Source organism: Actinotignum urematis, assembly GCF_051264595.1.
GTDB classification, from domain to species: Bacteria; Actinomycetota; Actinomycetes; order Actinomycetales; family Actinomycetaceae; genus Actinotignum; species Actinotignum timonense_A.
This window is the reverse complement of record NZ_JBOZBG010000006.1, coordinates 27,219-46,101: the sequence shown is the minus strand read 5'-3', so window position 1 is coordinate 46,101 and position 18,883 is coordinate 27,219. Positions and strand designations below refer to the sequence as shown.

At 64.3% G+C, this 18,883-nt stretch carries 17 protein-coding genes; 16 read left to right on the top strand and 1 reads right to left on the bottom strand.

The window, feature by feature from the left end:
* Window positions 1-29 precede the first annotated feature (29 nt).
* The 16 genes from hpt to ACRQDJ_RS04385 all read left to right on the top strand — a co-directional run bounded on the left by hpt (window position 30) and on the right by ACRQDJ_RS04385 (window position 17,426).
* A complete protein-coding gene (gene hpt, locus ACRQDJ_RS04460) occupies window positions 30-581 on the top strand; it encodes a hypoxanthine phosphoribosyltransferase (protein ID WP_016441812.1) in 552 nt (183 codons plus the stop codon).
* A complete protein-coding gene (gene ftsH / locus ACRQDJ_RS04455; protein WP_284904263.1) occupies window positions 582-2,867 on the top strand; it encodes an ATP-dependent zinc metalloprotease FtsH in 2,286 nt (761 codons plus the stop codon).
* A gap of 57 nt (window positions 2,868-2,924) precedes the next feature.
* On the top strand, window positions 2,925-3,584 hold the full coding sequence (gene folE / locus ACRQDJ_RS04450) for a GTP cyclohydrolase I FolE (RefSeq protein WP_284904260.1): 660 nt from the start codon (window positions 2,925-2,927) through the stop codon (window positions 3,582-3,584).
* Between the two features lies 1 nt (window position 3,585).
* Window positions 3,586-4,548: a dihydropteroate synthase gene (folP, locus tag ACRQDJ_RS04445; RefSeq protein WP_284904259.1), complete on the top strand. Its 963-nt coding sequence runs from the start codon at window positions 3,586-3,588 to the stop codon at window positions 4,546-4,548.
* Entirely contained in the window at window positions 4,545-5,468 is a 924-nt protein-coding gene (folK, locus tag ACRQDJ_RS04440; RefSeq protein ID WP_284904257.1) for a 2-amino-4-hydroxy-6-hydroxymethyldihydropteridine diphosphokinase, read from the top strand. Before folP ends, folK begins: the two co-directional genes overlap by 4 nt.
* Entirely contained in the window at window positions 5,461-5,880 is a 420-nt protein-coding gene (locus ACRQDJ_RS04435; RefSeq protein WP_087069941.1) for a DUF3180 family protein, read from the top strand. The genes folK and ACRQDJ_RS04435 overlap by 8 nt, the downstream gene beginning before the upstream one ends.
* Window positions 5,881-5,967: 87 nt before the next feature.
* Window positions 5,968-6,462 (top strand): PH domain-containing protein, encoded by a 495-nt coding sequence (locus ACRQDJ_RS04430; protein ID WP_284904256.1) that lies wholly within the window; start codon window positions 5,968-5,970, stop codon window positions 6,460-6,462.
* Window positions 6,463-8,244: a PH domain-containing protein gene (locus tag ACRQDJ_RS04425; RefSeq protein ID WP_435713462.1), complete on the top strand. Its 1,782-nt coding sequence runs from the start codon at window positions 6,463-6,465 to the stop codon at window positions 8,242-8,244. It abuts the gene before it with no gap.
* 52 nt (window positions 8,245-8,296) lie between these two features.
* Window positions 8,297-9,166: a ketopantoate reductase family protein gene (locus ACRQDJ_RS04420; RefSeq protein WP_026428660.1), complete on the top strand. Its 870-nt coding sequence runs from the start codon at window positions 8,297-8,299 to the stop codon at window positions 9,164-9,166.
* 11 nt (window positions 9,167-9,177) lie between these two features.
* Entirely contained in the window at window positions 9,178-10,026 is an 849-nt protein-coding gene (locus tag ACRQDJ_RS04415; protein WP_284904252.1) for a Rossmann-like and DUF2520 domain-containing protein, read from the top strand.
* Window positions 10,027-10,066: 40 nt separating this feature from the next.
* Window positions 10,067-11,548, top strand: a complete 1,482-nt coding sequence (lysS, locus tag ACRQDJ_RS04410; RefSeq protein ID WP_284904313.1) for a lysine--tRNA ligase — start codon at window positions 10,067-10,069, stop codon at window positions 11,546-11,548.
* A gap of 220 nt (window positions 11,549-11,768) precedes the next feature.
* Window positions 11,769-12,791, top strand: a complete 1,023-nt coding sequence (locus ACRQDJ_RS04405; protein WP_284904251.1) for an efflux RND transporter periplasmic adaptor subunit — start codon at window positions 11,769-11,771, stop codon at window positions 12,789-12,791.
* Window positions 12,791-13,471 (top strand): ABC transporter ATP-binding protein, encoded by a 681-nt coding sequence (locus tag ACRQDJ_RS04400; RefSeq protein WP_035276747.1) that lies wholly within the window; start codon window positions 12,791-12,793, stop codon window positions 13,469-13,471. Before ACRQDJ_RS04405 ends, ACRQDJ_RS04400 begins: the two co-directional genes overlap by 1 nt.
* Entirely contained in the window at window positions 13,468-14,979 is a 1,512-nt protein-coding gene (locus ACRQDJ_RS04395) for an ABC transporter permease (RefSeq protein WP_284904250.1), read from the top strand. Before ACRQDJ_RS04400 ends, ACRQDJ_RS04395 begins: the two co-directional genes overlap by 4 nt.
* A gap of 29 nt (window positions 14,980-15,008) precedes the next feature.
* Window positions 15,009-15,947 carry an NAD(P)-dependent oxidoreductase gene (locus tag ACRQDJ_RS04390; RefSeq protein WP_284904249.1) on the top strand — a complete coding sequence of 313 codons (939 nt, stop codon included), beginning with the start codon at window positions 15,009-15,011 and terminating at the stop codon, window positions 15,945-15,947.
* A gap of 126 nt (window positions 15,948-16,073) precedes the next feature.
* The gene (locus ACRQDJ_RS04385; RefSeq protein ID WP_087069933.1) at window positions 16,074-17,426 is read left to right on the top strand and encodes an MFS transporter; all 1,353 of its coding nucleotides are present in this window, start codon (window positions 16,074-16,076) and stop codon (window positions 17,424-17,426) included.
* A gap of 98 nt (window positions 17,427-17,524) precedes the next feature.
* Here the strand turns inward: ACRQDJ_RS04385 and ACRQDJ_RS04380 are convergent, their stop codons facing one another.
* The gene (locus ACRQDJ_RS04380) at window positions 17,525-18,808 is read right to left on the bottom strand and encodes an MFS transporter (RefSeq protein ID WP_284904247.1); all 1,284 of its coding nucleotides are present in this window, start codon (window positions 18,806-18,808) and stop codon (window positions 17,525-17,527) included.
* Window positions 18,809-18,883: the final 75 nt, after the last annotated feature.

Below are 18,883 nucleotides of genomic sequence, written 5' to 3'. Positions count from 1 at the left end.
GCACAGCGGAACTGCTCAAGGAGATGGTGATGGACCACACCGATATGGGTGATAAATTGGAAAAAATCCTCGTCACAAATGAGGAAATCCAAGCGAAGCTTGAGGACATGGCGCGCCAGATTGACGCCGATTACGATGGTGATCTGCTCGTGGTGGGCGTGCTCAAGGGCGCCGTCATGGTCATGGCGGATCTGGTGCGGAAAATCCACTCTCCGCTGAATATGGATTGGATGGCGGTCTCCTCCTACGGGATGGGTACCAAATCCTCCGGCGTGGTGCGGATTTTGAAAGACCTGGATGCTGATGTGACCGGCCGGCACGTCCTCATCGTGGAAGATATTATCGATTCCGGCCTTACCCTCGCGTGGCTGAAGAAGAATCTGCTGGATCGCGGGGCGCAATCGGTGCGGATCGCGGCTATTCTGCGAAAACCCGAGGCGGCTAAAGTTGACGTTCAGGTTGACTATCTAGGCTTTGATATTCCCGATGAGTTCGTGGTGGGGTACGGACTCGACTATGCCGAACAATTCCGGCATCTGCCTTTTGTGGGCACCCTGGCCCCGCACGTTTACGGAGGATAAGTGGACGAACAGCAAGAACCTCGCGGTACGGAACCGGGCGGCACCGCGCCGGGCGGAAGTGACGCTCGCGGCGGTGAGGCACGCGGTAGTGACGCTCGCGGTAGCGAAGCGAATCGCGCCGAACCCAGCGCGTATGAGCGCAAGCGCCGGGCACGCCGGGCCCACCCGCCCCAGCCGGACAACTCGGGCAGTGATACCGGTACGGAAGGTGGCGCCGGGAAGAACAAGAAATCCCGCGGCTCCGGCTCCGGCCACAAGCTCAGCGAAGAAGAACGCACCAGCCGGCGGCGCTGGCGCGTTATCTCCGGCATCGTCATCGCGGCGCTTCTTGCTTTTATCGGGACCAACCAATTCATGGCCATGCAGTGGTCCAATATCTCCACCTCGGAAGGTATCGCGCTGTTGGAAGGCACCACCGTACAGCGCGTGCAGATCACAGACGGCACCAACCGGGTACGCCTGTGGCTGACCGAGCCAACGCAAACCATGGATGGTGACGGCGATAAGCACGACGCCGGGAAGAAAGTCACCTTCCAATACGCTGACCCGCAGGGCCAGCACATCACCTCCCTGGTGGAACGGGCCAATCCGGAGCGCGGGCATAACTCAATCGTTCCCTCCCAGAACGTGTTTGTGTCCATGCTCTTTACCTTCCTGCCCATGATCCTCATCTTCGCGGTGTTCATCTGGTTCATGCGCAGCCAGATGGGGCGCGGCTTCGGGGCGAAAGATGCCAATGCGGACGGGGAAGTCTCCGAAGTGCGCTTCTCCGACGTGGCCGGGGAAGATGAAGCCGTGGAAGAAGTGAAGGAAGTGGTGGACTTCCTCAAGAACCCGGACCGCTACCAGGCCCTCGGGGCCCGCATCCCGCGCGGGGTGCTCCTCTACGGCCCGCCCGGAACGGGTAAAACCCTGCTGGCCAAGGCCATCGCCGGGGAAGCACAAGTGCCCTTCTTCTCCATCGCCGCCTCGGAATTCGTGGAACTCTACGTAGGCATGGGTGCTTCGCGCGTGCGCGAGCTGTTCAAAACTGCGAAGAAAAAAGCCCCGGCCATTATTTTTGTGGACGAAATTGACGCGGTGGGCCGCGGGCGCAGCAGCGGCGCCCTCAGCCACGGCGAACAGGAACAAACCCTCAACCAGCTCCTCGTGGAAATGGACGGCTTCTCCACTGACGAAGCGGTGGTTCTTATTGCCGCCACCAACCGCCCGGACGTGCTGGACCCGGCGCTGCTGCGCCCCGGGCGTTTCGACCGGCAGGTCGCGGTAGATGCCCCCGATATTCGCGGGCGCGAAGCAATTTTGCGGGTGCACGCGCGCGGTAAGCCGCTCGCGGACGACGTAGACCTGGCCGGGGTCGCCAAGCGCACCCCCGGTTTCACGGGCGCGGATCTGGCCAATATCCTCAACGAAGCCGCGCTCTTGGCGGCGCGCCGCCACGCCCACGTCATCACCAATGCGGATGTGGATGAAGCCTCGGATCGCGTGATGGCTGGCCCGCAGCGCTCCAGCCGGGTGATGAGCCCGGAGGATCGGCGCATGACGGCCTATCACGAGGGCGGGCACGCGCTCGCGGCCGCGGCGCTGCGCTATACCGACCCGGTCACCAAGGTGACCATTTTGCCGCGCGGGCGGGCCCTGGGTTACACGATGGTTATGCCCACCGAGGATCGCTATTCGGTTACCCGCAACCAGCTCCTCGACCAGCTCACCTACGCGCTGGGCGGGCGCGCCGCGGAAGAAATTATTTTCCGGGATCCCTCCACCGGCGCCTCCAATGACATCCAGAAAGCCACCGAAACCGCGCGCAAGATCGTGACCGAATACGGGATGACCACCGCGGTGGGGGCGGTGCGGGTGGCTCCCACGGCCCAGGAAGAAGCGAGCTTCGGGGCGGCTTCGCGCACCTCGGATTCTCTGGCTGCCACCGTGGATGAAAATGTGCGGGCCCTCCTCGACCAGGCTCTCACCGAAGCGTGGACGATCATCACCGAAAACCGGGATATCCTCGACCACCTGGCCGCGGTGCTCCTAGATAAGGAAACCGTGCTGGAAAACGAACTCGCGGAGATTTTCAAGGATGTTGTCAAAGCCCCGGAGCGGGAAGTGTGGCTTTCCGCCCCGGATCGCCCGGTCTCGCAGCGCCCGCCCATCCCGCTCCCGGAAGGGAAAACCGAGGCGGAAGCGGCAGCGGATTCGCGCCTTGCCGCCCCGGAACTCCCCGATGCTGCCACCGGGCCGCTCGGCCCGCGCGGCCGGCACGGCGCGGAAAATGAGGATGCCTAAACTTTCGTGGTTATGAGCGCGAAAAATACGGGGCGTGAGCGGGGAAAGGACGGATGCATGAGCGCAGTGGAATCAGCGGGAAGCGGCCAGGTGGATTGCCAGGGTGTGGACACGCAGCGCCGCGGCGCGCGGCAGGTCGATACCGCGCAGCAGGTCGATACCGCGCGGGTGGAGCGGGCCGTGCGGGAACTCCTCAGCGCTATCGGTGAGGACCCGGACCGCCCCGGCCTGGTGGATACCCCCGCGCGGGTAGCCCGCGCCTGCGCCGAAATTTTTTCCGGGGTGGGCAAGGATCCCGACGCGGTGCTCGACGCCCAATTCGCGGAGGACTTCCACGAAATGGTGGTGGTACGGGATATCACCTTCTATTCCATGTGCGAACACCACCTGCTGCCCTTCTTCGGGGCGGCCCATATCGTCTATATTCCCGGGGCGGAAGGGAAAGTCACCGGCCTATCCAAACTGGCCCGACTGGTGGAAGGCTACGCGCGCCGCCCCCAGGTGCAAGAGCGCCTGACCACCCAGATTGCCAATGCGCTGCGTGACCGTTTGGGCGCGGCCGGAGTGCTCGTAGTGGTGGAAGCCGAACATATGTGCATGACCATGCGCGGGGTGCGCAATTCCGGTTCGCGTACCGTCACCTCGGCGGTGCGCGGCATGCTACGCAAACCGAGCACCCGCGCCGAAGCCATGAGTCTCATCGAACGGGGAGCCTAAAATGCCAACACCACAACCGGAAGCAACCGCAAACACATACACGGCCGCGAATACCCCGGCGCCCGCGCCGCTGCGCGATCCGGAACTCCTGGGGGGACCCCGCACCCGCGTCATGGGAATCCTCAACGTCACCCCCGATTCTTTTTCCGACGGCGGACGCTGGGCCACGGTCGATACCGCCATCGCCCACGGCCATGAACTCATCGCCGCCGGGGCAGATATCATCGACATCGGCGGGGAATCCACCCGCCCGGGAGCCACCCTCCTCAGCCCCGCGGAAGAATGGGAGCGCATCGGGCCGGTGGTACGCGAACTAGCCGCGCATATCCCCATCTCGGTCGATACCTACCACGCCGAAACCGCGGCGCGAGCCTGCGCGGCCGGCGCCCGCATTATCAACGACGTGACCGGCGGGCGCGCAGACAGCTCCATGTGGGAAACCGTGGCCGAATCCGGGGCCTACTATGTGCTCCAGCACGGGCGCGGCGACGCACAAACCATGAATTCCCTGGCCGGCTATCGCGCTATCGGCCGCGAAGTCAGCACGGAAGTCCTTGAGCGCGTGGCGGGCGCCGTTGCCGCCGGAATTGCCCCCACCCGGATCATCATCGACCCGGGCTTCGGCTTCGCAAAAATGGGCGACGACGATTGGCGCTTGGCGGCCCATATTGACGAATTCCTGTGGGCCGGCATGCCGGTCCTCATCGGAGTTTCCCGCAAACGCTTCCTCGCCGAAGTAACCCCGGAAGGCCTACCTGCCAGCGGGCGAGACGGCGCCACCGCGGCACTGAGCACCTATTTCGCCGAAAAAGGCGTGTGGGCGGTGCGGGTCCACGACGTCGCATCATCGCGGATCGCGGTGGATACCGTGGCGAAACTGCGCGAATGCGGACTGGTATCCACCTCCCAACCCGGAGTGGCCCGCCCCGAAAACGCGGGAGCTGTGGAGGCCGCGCGGTCATGATGGGACTACCCCCGCGTATTCACGATGCCCTCGCCATGCTCGGATGCTGCCTGGATACCGTGAGCATCACCGGCGTGGAAGTATCCGCCCGGCACGGCGTCTACGCGGAAGAACGCGAAGCCGATCACCCTTTTATTTTCGACATCGCAGCCCTCGTGGACACCAGCGCGGCAGGCCACGCAGATGACCTCGCGGCCACCATCTCCTACGCGGATCTGGCAGAGGACGCCCGCACGGTCGGGGAAAGTGCTCCCGTGAGCTTGCTTGAAACACTGGGGGAGCGGGTAGCCAGCCGGGTCCTCGCGCGCGGGGCCCTGGCGGTGGAAGTTACCGTGCACAAACCCGAAGCCCCCGTGCCGGGCCGCTTCGCGGACGCTCGGGTGACCGTGCGGCGCCTGGCAGCTATTGCGCGCGGGGGAACCATGCGGGAGATGGTGATCGGGATGGGCGCGAATCTGGGGGAACGCGAAGAAACATTGCGTGCTGCCCTCACCCAGATTGCCGCGCTCCCCGTTCATATTGACGCGGTCTCCTCATTTCATAGCACCGCGCCCGTGCTTGCCCCCGGGCAGGAGCCGCAACCCGATTACCTCAACGCGGTACTGCGCCTGACCACCGAGCTGGCTCCCCTTGAGGTGCTGGCCGCCCTCCGCGCTATTGAGGCGAGGGCCGGGCGCCAGCGCCGCATCCACTGGGGGGCCCGCACCCTCGACCTCGATATCGAATGGGTGGAAGGAGTGCGCAGCACCAACCCGTTTCTCACCTTGCCCCACCCGCGTGCCCATAGCCGTGCATTCGTGATGGAACCCTGGCAAGAAATCGATCCGGATGCCACCGCAAAACTGGAACGCGCCCGGCTAAGCGAGCACGCGGGTGCCGGCGGCGGCGTCGGCCCCGATACGGGCGGCCGCTGTGCGTAATCTACGAGCCTTCCTGGGGTGGGGCGCGGCCGGTGCCTTAGCGGGTGAAGCGCTGCGGCGCCTCCTCGCCGCGCAACCGGTCGCGGTGCCCGCCTTCGCCGGGCTGCCACTACTCCTCATCGCCGCGGTGCTGCTCTGGTACGGCTGGCGGGTGCGGCGCCTACGCCGTGGGCGTGCTGAATCCCTTTCGCGGCTGGCCGCGCTGCGGGTGGCAGCAGGCGCGGCAGCGGGGCTGCGCAGCGGCGCACTCCTGGCCGGTGCCGGGGGAGTGCTCGCGATCATGAGTGCGCTGGGCTCCACCTCCTTTACCCGGGCGAGTGCGCGGGCCTGGGGGATCCTCACCGCCGCGGCGCTGGTGCTCGCGGTGGTCGGGTGGATCGTGGATACCTGGTGCCGTATTGAGCGGCGGTAGCGGGGCGTCGGATTCATTGCGCCGCGGCAAGCGCGGGTGTTTTTCCGGGCCAATTTTTATGTCGTAGCCCTTTGGTAGCGTTAAGCCATGGTGACTACCCCTCTTGATCCTGGGCGGAACTACCGCGCGGTGTCGCGCAAACTCTTCACGGTGCGGTGGATTATCGCCGCGTGCTTCTGGCTCGTGCTCCTCATCGCGCTCGCGGTGGCCGGATTTATTGCGCGCCCCGAACCGCTCGCTTATTATGCGCCCCTGCTGGGGCTGCCCATCCTCGGTTTCCTCATTCACCTGCGCATCGTGTCCCGGCAGGTGAATCACCTCGGTTACGCCATGGATGATATTGCGCTGCGCCTGTGCCGCGGGATTATGTTCCGCCGCATTGACGTGGTGCCCTACGGGCGTATCCAAACGGTGGATGTGCAATCCGGGCCGCTGCTGCGCCGCTTCGGGCTCGCGAAAGTCACCCTCCACACCGCCTCCATGGAAACGGATGCGGTCATCACCGGCCTGCCTACCGCGGAAGCGGATGAGGTGCGCGAACGTCTCCTTCACCTCGGCGTAGCCGAAATGGAAGGGGTCTAAATGGCGGGCACCGAAATATCCCAGGAAGCGGGAAGTGCGCTGCCCGCAGCTCCGGGCGCGTTACCGATTGCGCCCGGAGTGAGTAGCACCGCGATCTCGGGCACCTGGCAGCCGGTCTCGAAATGGACGCCGTGGAGTTCGCTGCTCTCGTTGTGGTTCTTCGTGCTGGTCGCGGGTGGCTGGATTATTATTCAACGCCTGGAGGATACCGATTCGCCCGGAATAGTCTGGCGTGATGTTGTTTATCTGCTGCGTTCCTTCTGGCTGATCGCGGTGGGTATCGCGGTGGTAGTCACCCTCGTGACCGGGATCATCGCGGCCATCCAATGGCGGCATATGGCCTGGATGTTCGATGCGTCCGGGGTGCATATGCGCAGCGGTGTGCTGTTCAAACAGCACCGCCACGTGCGCTGGGATCGTATCCAAAGCGTGGATGTCACCCAAAAACTCCTCGCGCGGTTGGTGCGCCAAGCCAGCCTCACTATTACCTCCGGTGGAGAAAAAGTAGAGATAGGGTGGTTGGCGCTGCCCCACGCTGAAAAACTGCGGCCCCTCGTGCTCTCGCTCGCGGATAAAATGCGCAGCGGGGATAGCTCGGAAGTTCCCGATCTTGCCACGGTGAGCGCTCCGGAAGTGCGCCCGCACCTGTATGCTATGTCCGCGCGGCGGTTCCTCGCCTCCCTCGTGCTGTCCCCGCGAATCTTCCTCGCTATTATCACGGTGGCCGGATCGGTCACCACCTATCTGCTTACCGATGAAGGCGGCTCCTTCGCCCTCCTCTTCCTCATCATCGCGCTGATATGGCAGCCCGTGAGCTCCCTGCAAGCCAATTGGGGAGCCCGCATCTCACCCACGGCCGAAGGCGTGGAAAAACAAGAAGGGCTCCTATCCCGGCGCACCCTCGGGTTACCTTCCTATCGCGTCCACGCGCTGGCCTTCAAAAAACCGAATTTGTGGCCCGGATGGTGGAAAGTAGAAAGCTGCGTTATTTCCGGCTCGATTTCCGAAGCGATGGAAGCAGCCAAGACCGCGAATGATGCCCTGGTCCCGGTAGGAACGGTCGAGGATGTCCTCGCCGTTGCGCGTGAACTCGGCTTCGCGAAAGACGCCGACGCTGACGTGCTTCCCGAGGCCGATGCCGCATCCGAGGCTACTACCGCTGCCGCTAGTGGCGCCGATGCTGCTGGAACTGCCGATGCTTTGGCGCGCCCACCTCACACCGGGGTGCCCAGCCTGGTCCAGCTACGCAGCTATCTTCTTGATGACAGTGCCCTCCCCGGATTCATTCCCAACCCGCGCTCCTCACGCTGGTTGGATCCCATCGGGTGGAAACGCTCGGGTATTTTCGTGGGGGAGGATGTCATTATTATGCGGCACGGCTGGTTCTGGTACCGCAAAGTAACAATTTTGCTGCGCGAACACTATCAATCCGCCATTATCAGCCAGGGCCCGCTTGAGCGCCGCTTCCAGCTCGGCACCCTGCGCTGGGCAACCGTGGGGCTTTCGGTAGATGCCCACGCCAAACACATGGATGCTGCTACCGCCAGCCGTGTCCTCACCGCCACCGTCCGCGAACGCGGGAACGGCCCACGCGGCTGGCACCCCGAATTACCTCCGACCGGGCCCACCGCGCCATCAGCCGTGCGGCCCTCCGCGCAGCCAGCGGCACCCACTCAGCCGGGCGCGCCTACGGCGCCGTCGTACCCCCAAGGGAATGACAATAGTCCCGGGTCGGGCCGCAGCCAGGTTCCTGAAAGTGATTTCGGCCCGATACAAGAGTGAAACACGTCGCGTAGCCGCACTTTTACATTTTTCTACATCTAGGATTATTCCCATGCTTAATATCTACGGCCCGGGTGGTATTGGTGGGCTCATCGCGGGAGTTCTCGCGCACAACGGTCAAAAAGTCGCGGTTGTTGCTACTGAGCGCACCGCAGATGTTATTAACCGCAACGGAATTATCATTAAATCCAAGCGGTTCGGTAATTTCACCGCGCAGGTGCCGGCAATAACCAGCCCGGCCCGCGGCAGTGAAATCCTCCTGTGCACCAAGGCATACACCCTCCCCAGCATCGAAAAGTCGATTCGCTCGGCCCGCCCCAAAGAAGTGGGGGCGCTCTTCAACGGCTTCGATCATGCTCGTGCCATCCACACCCTCACCGAAGGGGAATCCTGGTCCGGCTCCGTCTACACCATCAGCGAACGCACCGCGCCCGGAGTTATCGAACACACCTCCCAATTCCTCAAAGTGGAAATGCCCGATACCGCCATGGACGGCGAAATCGCGCGCGTACTCCTCAACGGTGGAATTGACGTGTTCTTCCGCGGCACCGAAAACCAGGTACTGTGGCGCAAACTCCGCAACCAATGCGCCATGGCCCTGCTGACCGGCGCCACCGGGCTACCCATCGGCCGCGCCATGGAACGCGCCCCGGAACTCACCGACGCGATGTGCACCGAACTGGCCCGCATCGCCACCATGGAGAAAGTTCCCACCCGCCCCGCGGAAATCCACGCGTGGCTGCGCCGCCTCGCGCCCGATGCACACTCCTCGCTCTCCCGCGACCTGCGTGACGGCAACCGCACCGAAATCCACTCCCTGGGCACCGCGGTCCTCGAAGAAGCCGCCCGCCTCGGAGTCCCCGCGCCGGCCATCACCGCCGCGCTCTCCGCCATCGACGATCGGTTGCGGGGCCGCAAGTGACACCGGGCCGGATGACCATAGGGATCATCTCGGCCGGAAAAGTCGGAAGCGTCCTCGGCGCAGCCCTGCGGGCCGCCGGCCACACCATCATCGGTGCGGTGGCCCGCAGCAGCGCCAGCCGCGAACGCCTCGACGCACTCCTCCCCGGAGTACCCGCGCGCGAAACCAAAGACCTCCTCGCCCGCGCAGACCTCATCCTCCTCGCTTTGCCCGACGCCGCCCTGCCCGGCGTCGTGGAACACGCCGCCGGGCAGGGATGGTGGCGCCCCGGCCAGCTCGTCATCCATACCAGCGCGCGCTTTGGCACGGGCGTACTCCGGGATGCGGCCGCCGCCGGTGCACTCACCCTCGCCCTCCACCCGGCCCTCACCTTCACCGGGACCTCCCTCGATATGCGCCAACTCATCGGCGCCACCTGGGCAGTCACCAGCTCCGCGCCGCTCCTCCCCATCGGCATGGCCCTCGTGAGCGAACTCGGGGGAGAACCCTCCGTCCTCGCCGAAGAAAACCGCGGACTCTACGCTGCCGCCCTCACCCACGCCTCCCGGCACACCGCACTCCTCGCCGGCCAGGTCCAGCGCATGCTCGCCGCCGCCGGCCTGGACAGCACCTACGCCCGCGGACTCCAAGAACAAGCACTCGCCATGGCCGATGCCGGTATCGAACTTATTGACCCGCCAGCTAGCGGCGTCGTCGCCGAAAAAAATGAAGACGCACCCGCCGCAAGCGCTAGCACCCCGGACGATATCGCCGCGGTGGAAGCCCTGGCAGCAACCGGGAATTATCCTGATATTCCGCCTGTCTATCGGGTGATACGGGCCGCGTCACGTGACCGGGCGGCGCGGCGTCGTCTACCATGACCATGTGAGTGAATTTCTTGATAGTGAAACCCCGGAACAGATGCGTATCCGGCTGGACAAGCGCGCCCGCCTGCTCGCGGAAGGAACCGAAGCCTACCCGGCCGAACTTCCTATCACCGCCACCATCCCGGAGATCCGGGAACAATACAGTGATATCGAAGCTGGTGAAGAACTAACCGAGACCTCGGTGGGCATCGCCGGGCGTGTCATGCTTTCCCGTACCGGCGGCAAAATTGCTTTCGCCACCCTCCAAGACGGGCGCGGCAACCGCCTCCAGGTGATTCTCTCCCTCGCGCACGTGGGCGAAGAACGCCTGGCCGCCTACAAACAGGATGTTGACCTGGGCGATTTCATTTTCGTGTCCGGGCACGTGGGGGCCTCCAAGCGCGGCGAACTTTCCGTTTTCGCCCACGAATGGCAGATGGCCTCCAAGGCCCTGCGCCCGCTGCCGAAGATTTACCAGAACGAAGCCGGCGAAGACGTTGCCCTCAACGAAGAATCGCGGGTGCGGATGCGCCACCTCGACCTCATCACCCGCCCGGCCGCCCGTGATATGGTGCGGCTGCGCGCCGGGGTCATGAAATCGCTGCGCGCCAATTTTGACCGCCGCAGCTACGTGGAAATCGAAACCCCGATCCTCCAGCCCATCCACGGCGGCGCCGCGGCCCGGCCCTTCCAAACGCATATTAATGCCTACGATGAGGACCTCTACCTGCGCATTGCCACCGAGCTCTACCTCAAGCGCGCGGTGGTGGGCGGCGTGGATCGCGTCTTCGAAATCGGGCGGAACTTCCGCAACGAAGGCGCCGATTCCACCCACTCCCCGGAATTCACTGCCCTGGAGGCCTACCAGGCCTACGCCACCTACGATACGATGGCCGAACTTACCCGGGACCTCGTCCAGCGGGCCTGCCTGGATACCCTGGGCACCACCACCGTCACCCTGAATGACGGCACCGAATATGATCTGGGCGGCGAATGGCAGAAACTTGATTTGTACGAATCGGTTTCCGCGGCCGTGGGTGAAGAAATCACCGTGGATACCCCGCGCGAACGCCTCGAAGCCCTCGCGGAAGCCCGCGATATCGCGATCGCGCCCTTCTGGGTGAACGGCAAAATCGTGGAAGAACTCTTCGAAGAACTGTGCGGGGACCAGCTCTACGCACCCACCTTCGTGTACGACTTCCCCGAGGACACCTCCCCGCTCACCCGCCCGCACCGCACCAAGAAGGGCCTGACCGAAAAGTGGGACCTGTACGTGCGGGGCATGGAACTGGGCACCGCCTACTCCGAGCTGGCCGACCCGGTTATCCAGCGCGAACGTCTCACCCAGCAATCCATCGAAGCCGCCAACGGCGATCCGGAAGCCATGCAGCTGGACGAAGACTTCCTCGCCGCCATGGAACAGGGCTTCCCGCCCACCGGTGGCATGGGCATGGGCATCGACCGCCTCCTCACCGCCATGACCGGCCTGGGGATCCGTGAAACGATCACCTTCCCCTTCATTAAACCCGGGAAGTAACCCGGCCCGAAAACAATTTTTCGGTACGACGACGCCCGCGCCGCGGAGGCTCAGCCCCCGCGGCGCGGTTGCGTATCTGGCGGAAGGTAAGTTGCCAACTAAAAGAAACGTGATGAATTTTCCTATTTATTTTTCGGCCTCTTCACGGTAATCTTCCAAGTAGTTCGGTGCCACGCCCGGCTTCCCGAATCCTATTTCCCGTGTGCAAAGGTGCCCGTCCATGAAGAAAACTGACACCATTTTCCAGGTCATCAAGCTCCTGCTCGGCCTCGTCATCGCCGCAGCCCTCGTCAAGTTCGCATTTTTCCCGAACCAACGCACCTCCACGGAACTCGTGGCCCAGGGGGATTTCACCATCCCCACCGTGGTGGCTATGCCGGGGGATATCGATAATTCCCTCACGCTCGATGCCACCGTCATGCGCAATCCGGCCACTCCCGTGCGGGCCACCGCCAACGGCACCGTGGACGTGGTCGATGTCAAAGCGGGCGCCGTCGTCAATGAAGGTGACCGGCTGCTGCGGATCCGCCACGAAGAAGAAAAAACCACCGCCGCCACCGTGGAAACTTTTGAGGACGGCACCGAAGTGGAAGTGCCCGGCGAACCCTATATCGAAGTGAGTTACGTAAATGTGCTTGCCCCGGTGAGCGGCACCGTGGCGGTGGATGTGCTCGTGGGCCAGCCGGTCTCCATCGGGGAAAGCATCGGCTCGATCACCCCGGCCACCTACCACGCCCGGGTGAGCGTGAAACCCGAACAGCTCTATTCGCTCGCCTCGCTGCCGCCGGCCGGGCAACTCGCGGTTACGAACGGCCCGGCGCCTTTCGACTGCACCAATCTGCGCACGGTCACGGAAAAAACCGGCGCGGGCGCGGGTCTGGGCGCTAAAGAAGCCGAGGCGCGCGGCCTGGATGGGGTGTCTGGAAGCGTGCAACCCGCCCTCATCTGCGATATTCCCGCCGAACAGCAGGTCTATGACGGTTCGGCCGCGAAACTCACCATTCCGGGGAGCAATACCACCGGGGTGCTCACGGTACCGGTGAGTGCGGTGGAAGGGCGCTTCCGCGAGGGCGTGGTCTACCTGCCCGCGGCGGACGGCGCGCAACCCACCAAACGCACCGTGCAACTCGGGGTCACGGACGGGCGCCAGATCCAAATCACCGGCGGACTGGAAGAAGGCGAAGAAATCCTCCAGTACGTGCCGAGCGCGCAGCCCACGCCCGACCCGATGATGGGGATGTGATGTTAGAGCTTGAGCAGGTGACCCGCACCGTCACCCTCCCGAACGGCCGCCCGCTGCCGATCCTGCGCGGGGTGGACCTGCGCATCGAGCGCGGGGAGTACGTGGCGATTATGGGCCAGTCCGGAACGGGGAAATCCACCCTCCTCAATATCATCGGGATGCTCGACCTGCCCGATACCGGCTCCTACCGTTTTGAGGGCCGCGACGTGGCGGACTTGAGCGAATCGGCGCGCGCCCACCTGCGCGGCTCCCTTTTCGGTTTCGTTTTCCAGCAGTTCAATCTTTTCCGCGGCCGCACCGCCGTGCAAAACGTCGAAGTTCCCCTGCTGTATTCGGATACCGCCACTATTTTTCGACGCCGCAGCTTAGCTGCCCAGATGTTGGATCGGGTGGGATTAGGGGACCGCCTGGATGCGATGCCCTCCCAGCTCTCGGGCGGGGAACAGCAGCGGGTGGCCCTCGCCCGGGCGCTCGTGCGCCGCCCCCAGGTGCTCCTCGCGGATGAACCAACCGGCGCCCTCGACGTGGATACCGCGGGGCGGGTCATGGATCTTATGGAAAGCATGGCGCGGGAAAATAACGCCACTTTCATTATGATCACCCACGATCCGAAAGTGGCCGCCCGCGCGGATCGCCGTTTCACCATCCACGATGGGCTCGTCTGGCCGGAGGAAAAATGACACGCATTTTCGGGGCTGTTCTCGAAGCCTGGGAAGAAATTCGAGTGGATCGCGGGCGAGTTATCCTCTCCCTCGTGGGGGTGGCGGCCGCGGTATGGGCAATGGCAACCGTGCTCGCCCTGGGCCAGCTCATTAGCGCCGCCGGGGAACACCAGCTCGCCCAATGGGAGGGCAAACCCGGCACCGTCAATATCGGGGTGTATAACACCGGCGGGGAGGGCGGCGCTGACCCGTACGCCAACCCTTATGCCGATCCTTACGCGAATCCCGTGGCTCCGCCCACCGGCGCGCAGCTCGGCACCCTAGCCGGCGCCCAAGCCAGCGAGGATGTTTTCGGCACCACCGTGGCCGAATACATGGAGAAGGCCGGTGCGAATTATTGGACGCGCTCGCGTACCTCCTATGTCTCCCTCGCCTTCCCGCCGGTGCTACCCGGAGCGGGTGGCGCCGGTGATATTCAGGACCTGGAGGGGTGGGAATCTGAAAGCATGGCCGGGGCGGAAGCCAGCGGCGAGATGGAAAGCGCCGGCGAGCTGGAAAGCGGCGGCGCGGTAGAAGGTGCCGAACCGGTGGGGGATGGTTCTGCCAGTACCGAGTTCGGTGAAGGCGGCGGCCCCGGATTCGGGATGATGGAACCGAATTACGAAATGCTCGCCGTGGACCCGGCCTACGGCCCGCTCTTCGATGTGCAGCTCACCCGCGGGCGGTGGCTCACCGAAGCGGATGGCGAGCGCCTCATGAACCCCGCCGTCGTCAATGAAATGCTCTACAAGGAAATGGGCGAGCCTTCGCTGGCCAGCTACCCGCAGATCGCGCTATCCGGACCCACCGGGGTGCGGATGACGGTAGTCGGGGTGGTCGCGGACCGCTCGCGCTGGGATAGCCCGCGCCTGCACGTGCCCTACCAGAGCATGGCCGCCGCCGCGATGGCTCAGCTTTCCCCTATGAATTCCTCCACCGTTTCGGTGCTGGTGCCGCGCGGGGAAGAAGCGGAAGCCCAGAAGGTCCTCGTTTCCGTACTCCAGGGCCGCCTGGGGAAGAACTACCAGGTGGAAGGCCAGTTCATCGAAAGTCAGATGCGCGGCCAGGAATCCACCGAACGCCAGGTCACCGCGATTATCGCGGCCATTGGCGGGATCGTGATCCTGGTGGGCGCCCTGGGCCTTCTCACCGTTTCCATCGTCACGATGAAGCAGCGGGTGCGGGAAATGGGGATCCGCCGCGCGATGGGCGCCTCCGCGCGCCGTATCTTCACCTCGGTATTCCTGGAATCCGTGGTGGCGACGACGGCGGCCGGTTTCATCGGGGTCATCGCCTCGATTATCACCATCCGCACCGCGCCCCTAGCCCGGTGGCTCGACCTGCCCTTCTCGGTGGATAGCGTGGGATACCCGGTCCTGGCCGCCTTTATTGGCCTGGCGATCTCCGCCGGAGTGGGCGCACTTTGCGGAATTATCCCGGCCACCATGGCGCTGCGCATCAAACCGATTGACGCCATCCGCTTCTAGGTGGGAGCGCGGAGAGTTAGGCTAAAGCCATGAAAGTACTGCTCCCCAATAGCTTTGACCTCTCCCTCCCGCCCGAAGCGGGCGTCACCTGGGTGACCTTCGATGTGAACGCACCCATCCCGGAAGAATACCGCGATGCCGAAGCCCTCGTGGTCTGGCTCGATCCGAATGCGACCGAACACGTGGCCCAGCTTCCCCAACTCAAACTCATCCAGGGCATGATGGCCGGCGCGGAAAGCTTGCACGCCACCAACCCGCCCGCCGGAGTCATCCTCGCCACCGCGAACGGCCTGCATGACGCTACCGTATCCGAACACGCCATCGCGCTCGCGCTCTACCTGGTGCGCGACCTGCGCGTCGCCACCGAAGAACAGCACAACCACCGCTGGTCCCGCGATCGCATCTTCTTCACCGAGCTGCGCCCGGGCGGGCGCCTGACCAGCCTGCTCGGCGCGAACGTCACTATCTGGGGCTACGGGCATATCGGGCGCCACCTGGCCGGGATGCTCAAAGTTTTCGGGGCGCAGGTGCGCGGCCTGGCCACCTCCCGGCGCACCGAAGGTGATATTGAGGTGTACGACGGCGCCAACCTCGCCCAGCGCGATGGCATCCTGGCCGATACCGATGTCCTCATTCTCATCCTCCCCGCCACCGAGGCCACCGCCAACGTGGTGGATGCGAGCGTCTTTGCGGCCCTGCCCAGTCGCGCCGTCGTCGTTAATGTGGGGCGCGGAAAAACGGTGAACGAAGAAGACCTGGCCACCGCGCTGCGCGAAGGAAAAATCGCGGGCGCCGGCCTGGACGTAACCGCCACCGAGCCGCTCCCCGCGGATTCACCGCTGTGGGATCTGGCCACGATTATTACCCCGCATACCGCCGGCGGGCGGCCCGTGGGTGCCGAAGAGCTTATCCTCGCCAATGTGCGGGCGCTGCGCGATGGAGGGGAGTTTATCAACCGCGAAGCCTAAGCGCGGAACGAAGCCTCTAGCGGCCGCGATTCCGCACCCAACCACCCGCCCGGGACTACCACCCTGCGGCAATAGTGCGCTACACTCCTTAAACTGACATACAGTTCAGCTCAAGGAGGAGTAGTGATGTCATCGAGTGACGATAAGCGGCCGGCCACGCCCGCCGCGGAATCCGAGGACACCAGCGCGCAATTCGCCGCCGCGCACCCGGACACTTTCGCGCAGTACCTCAGGCGGCGCGGCATGGTGTTCTTCGTGGCCTACCTCGGCTACGTATGCGCGTACCTGGTCCGCAATAATTTCAAACTCCGCTCCGAAGCCCTGCGCCTGGAGAACGACTGGAGCCTGCCGCAAATCGGCCTGGTGCTCACCATGTTCACCATCACCTACGGCTTCGGGAAATTCTTCATGGGGATGCTGTCCGACCGTGTTTCCCTGCGCCGCATTTTCGCCGGCTGCCTGGGGCTTTCCGCGGTGCTCTGCGTTGCCATCGGTTTTACCACGAACTTCTACCTGCTCGCGGTGCTCATGTTCCTGCTCGGCTGCGCGCAGGGGGCGCTCGCGCCTTCGTCCATGGCGATGATCGCGAATTGGTACCCGAATAAAACCCGCGGTTCCGGTATCGCGATCTGGAATACCTCGCAGAACCTGGGCGGGGCGCTGCTGCCCCTCATGATCACCTGGCTGCTGGCCCTGGGCGGACCCAGCGGCGGCGCGATTGCCTTCTGGGGCCCGGGCCTGGTGGTCTTCGGCCTCTCGATCTTCTTCTGGAAGTACGGCGGGGACCGCCCCGAAGCTGAAGGCATGCCCACCCTGCGCCAAATCTACGGGAAGGCCGGCGAACCGAATACCGACGAAACCCCCGACGAAAGCTACTGGCATATCCTGGTGCGTTTCGTTTTCACCTCCCCGCTGGTCCTCACCGTGGCCTTCATCAACGCCGCGCTCTACTTCCTGCGTTTCGGGGTGCTCAACTGGATGCCGGCCTTCCTCGGCACCGAAATGGGCTTCACGGAAGCGCAGTACTCCACGGCTTTCTCGGTGCTGGAATGGATCGCGATTCCCGGTTCCTTCCTCTTCGCCTGGATTTCCGTCAAGCTCCCCAACCGCCAGTCTGTGGTGGGCTTCCTCGGCTTGCTGTGCCTGGCCGGCCTCATCTGGGTCTACATGGGCAACGACAATTACGTGGTGCTCCTTATCGTTTCCGGGCTTATGGGCGCGCTGATTTACGGCCCGCAGCTCATCGTCAATATCCTCACCCTCAACTTCGTTCCGCTCAAAGCGGCCGGAGTGGCGGTCGGTTTCGTGGGGCTCTTCGGCTACATCGTCGGCGAAATGGGCGCGAACCTCATTATGCCGATCCTCGCCGAGCGCTTCTCCTGGGCGGCCTCCTTCACGCTGCTCGCCGGCATCGCGGTGGCGGCCGGGGTTATGTACCTTTCGCTCTCGCGGCGCGAACAGGCTGTGGTGCAGGCCTAATAGTTGCCGCAGCATAATGTACGACGACGCCGGCGCGGGGCCCGAGGATTCGGGCCCCGCGCGGGTGTGCTGGCGGCCAGCTAGCGGCGTCGTCGTTCTTAATACCGCAGGCTGCGCATTTCCGGGCCGCGCAGGCTCGCGTAACCGGCCGCGCAGATGAGGGCGGTGAGGGCGAGGCTGGTGTAGGCCACCGTCCAGCCGTAGCCGGTGACCAGGTGGGGGATGAGGAAATTCGCGAGGGTTTCGCCGGCGAGGTAGCCGGCCGCGCCCACCACCCCGGTGGCAGCCCCCGCCACATTATCGGGAACCAGGGAGAGGGTGAGCATATTAATACTCACCTGAGGTCCGTAAATGAGGGCACCGAGCAGCAGCGCGCCGGCCGCCGAAGAACTGCTAAAAGCCAGGTGGGGCCAGGCGGCGAGTGCCACGGCCAGGGCCAGCATCGCTTTCATGGCGGCCGACGAAGCCCGGTTGGGGTAGCGTGCCGCGTAGGCCCCGAAGGCGAAAGAGGCCGGAATCGCCGCCAATTCCGCGCCGGCCAGCGCGATTTCGCCGTCGCGCCCGGTGGTGTGGGCGGCGGCGAAAATAACCACCCAGTTGATGACCCCGAAACGAATGCAATACAGCAGCGTATTAATGCCGACTAGGGTGAGGATCCAGCGGTTGGTGAGCACCGCCCGCACTACCGTGGGCCAGTAGCCGTCCGCGCGGGTGCTCAGCTGCGGGGTGCCGGCCGGGCCGAATAGCATGGTGAGGGTGGGTAGGCCCTGGCGCCAGGGGCGGTCCGCGCCGGTGCGGTAAGCCCAGATGCCCACCGCGACAGTGGCCAGGCCCGGGATGAGGAAAATATGGAAATGGGCCAGGCTCCAGCCGGTGAACGCCCCGGCCAGCAGCGGGAGGAGCGCGGCGCCCAGGTTTTGGGAGGTATTCCAGATCGCCACCCGCGAACCGCGCGAAGAATTGGGGTACCAGGCCCCCAGGAGGACCAGGGCGGCCGGGGCGAGGGCCGATTGCACCAGCCCGTTCGCGAAGGTCAGGGCCGCGATAGCTTGAGGGGAGCTGGGGAAGCCGGTGAGGATGCACAGGATTCCGGAAATAATGAGTGCCCCGCCGAAGAGCCGGCGCAGGGAGACGCGGTCGGCCACCATGCCGAAAATGATTTTCCCGAACCCGTAGGCGAGGGTGAAGGCGCTGAGCACGAAACCGACCTGGTAGAGGGACCAGCCTTCTTCCTCCACGAAGCGGGCGGAGACTACTTTGAGGTTATTGCGGGTGGTGTAGGCGAATACATAGCCGATATAGACAACGAGGAAGACGTGGGCGCGCCAGCGGTAATAATCCGGGGCGGGGGTGCAGCCCGGTGGGAACCGCGTGGCGGCCATAACCCCTCCTTTCGTGCGTGCGGCGCGCGGGCGTAAAATCACAGTGGAAACTGACAGTCAGTTTACCTAGGATAA

What these genes read in the sequence shown, in the direction of transcription:
- lysS (WP_284904313.1), top strand. Translation starts at nt 10,067, where the DNA reads ATGCGTATCCGGCTGGACAAGCGCGCCCGCCTGCTCGCGGAAGGAACC.
- ACRQDJ_RS04430 (WP_284904256.1), top strand. Translation starts at nt 5,968, where the DNA reads ATGGTGACTACCCCTCTTGATCCTGGGCGGAACTACCGCGCGGTGTCG.
- folP (WP_284904259.1), top strand. Translation starts at nt 3,586, where the DNA reads ATGCCAACACCACAACCGGAAGCAACCGCAAACACATACACGGCCGCG.
- ACRQDJ_RS04425 (WP_435713462.1), top strand. Translation starts at nt 6,463, where the DNA reads ATGGCGGGCACCGAAATATCCCAGGAAGCGGGAAGTGCGCTGCCCGCA.
- ACRQDJ_RS04380 (WP_284904247.1), bottom strand. Translation starts at nt 18,808, where the DNA reads ATGGCCGCCACGCGGTTCCCACCGGGCTGCACCCCCGCCCCGGATTAT.
- ACRQDJ_RS04395 (WP_284904250.1), top strand. Translation starts at nt 13,468, where the DNA reads ATGACACGCATTTTCGGGGCTGTTCTCGAAGCCTGGGAAGAAATTCGA.
- ACRQDJ_RS04400 (WP_035276747.1), top strand. Translation starts at nt 12,791, where the DNA reads ATGTTAGAGCTTGAGCAGGTGACCCGCACCGTCACCCTCCCGAACGGC.
- ACRQDJ_RS04415 (WP_284904252.1), top strand. Translation starts at nt 9,178, where the DNA reads ATGACCATAGGGATCATCTCGGCCGGAAAAGTCGGAAGCGTCCTCGGC.
- ACRQDJ_RS04385 (WP_087069933.1), top strand. Translation starts at nt 16,074, where the DNA reads ATGTCATCGAGTGACGATAAGCGGCCGGCCACGCCCGCCGCGGAATCC.
- hpt (WP_016441812.1), top strand. Translation starts at nt 30, where the DNA reads ATGGACCACACCGATATGGGTGATAAATTGGAAAAAATCCTCGTCACA.
- ACRQDJ_RS04420 (WP_026428660.1), top strand. Translation starts at nt 8,297, where the DNA reads ATGCTTAATATCTACGGCCCGGGTGGTATTGGTGGGCTCATCGCGGGA.
- folE (WP_284904260.1), top strand. Translation starts at nt 2,925, where the DNA reads ATGAGCGCAGTGGAATCAGCGGGAAGCGGCCAGGTGGATTGCCAGGGT.
- folK (WP_284904257.1), top strand. Translation starts at nt 4,545, where the DNA reads ATGATGGGACTACCCCCGCGTATTCACGATGCCCTCGCCATGCTCGGA.
- ACRQDJ_RS04390 (WP_284904249.1), top strand. Translation starts at nt 15,009, where the DNA reads ATGAAAGTACTGCTCCCCAATAGCTTTGACCTCTCCCTCCCGCCCGAA.
- ACRQDJ_RS04405 (WP_284904251.1), top strand. Translation starts at nt 11,769, where the DNA reads ATGAAGAAAACTGACACCATTTTCCAGGTCATCAAGCTCCTGCTCGGC.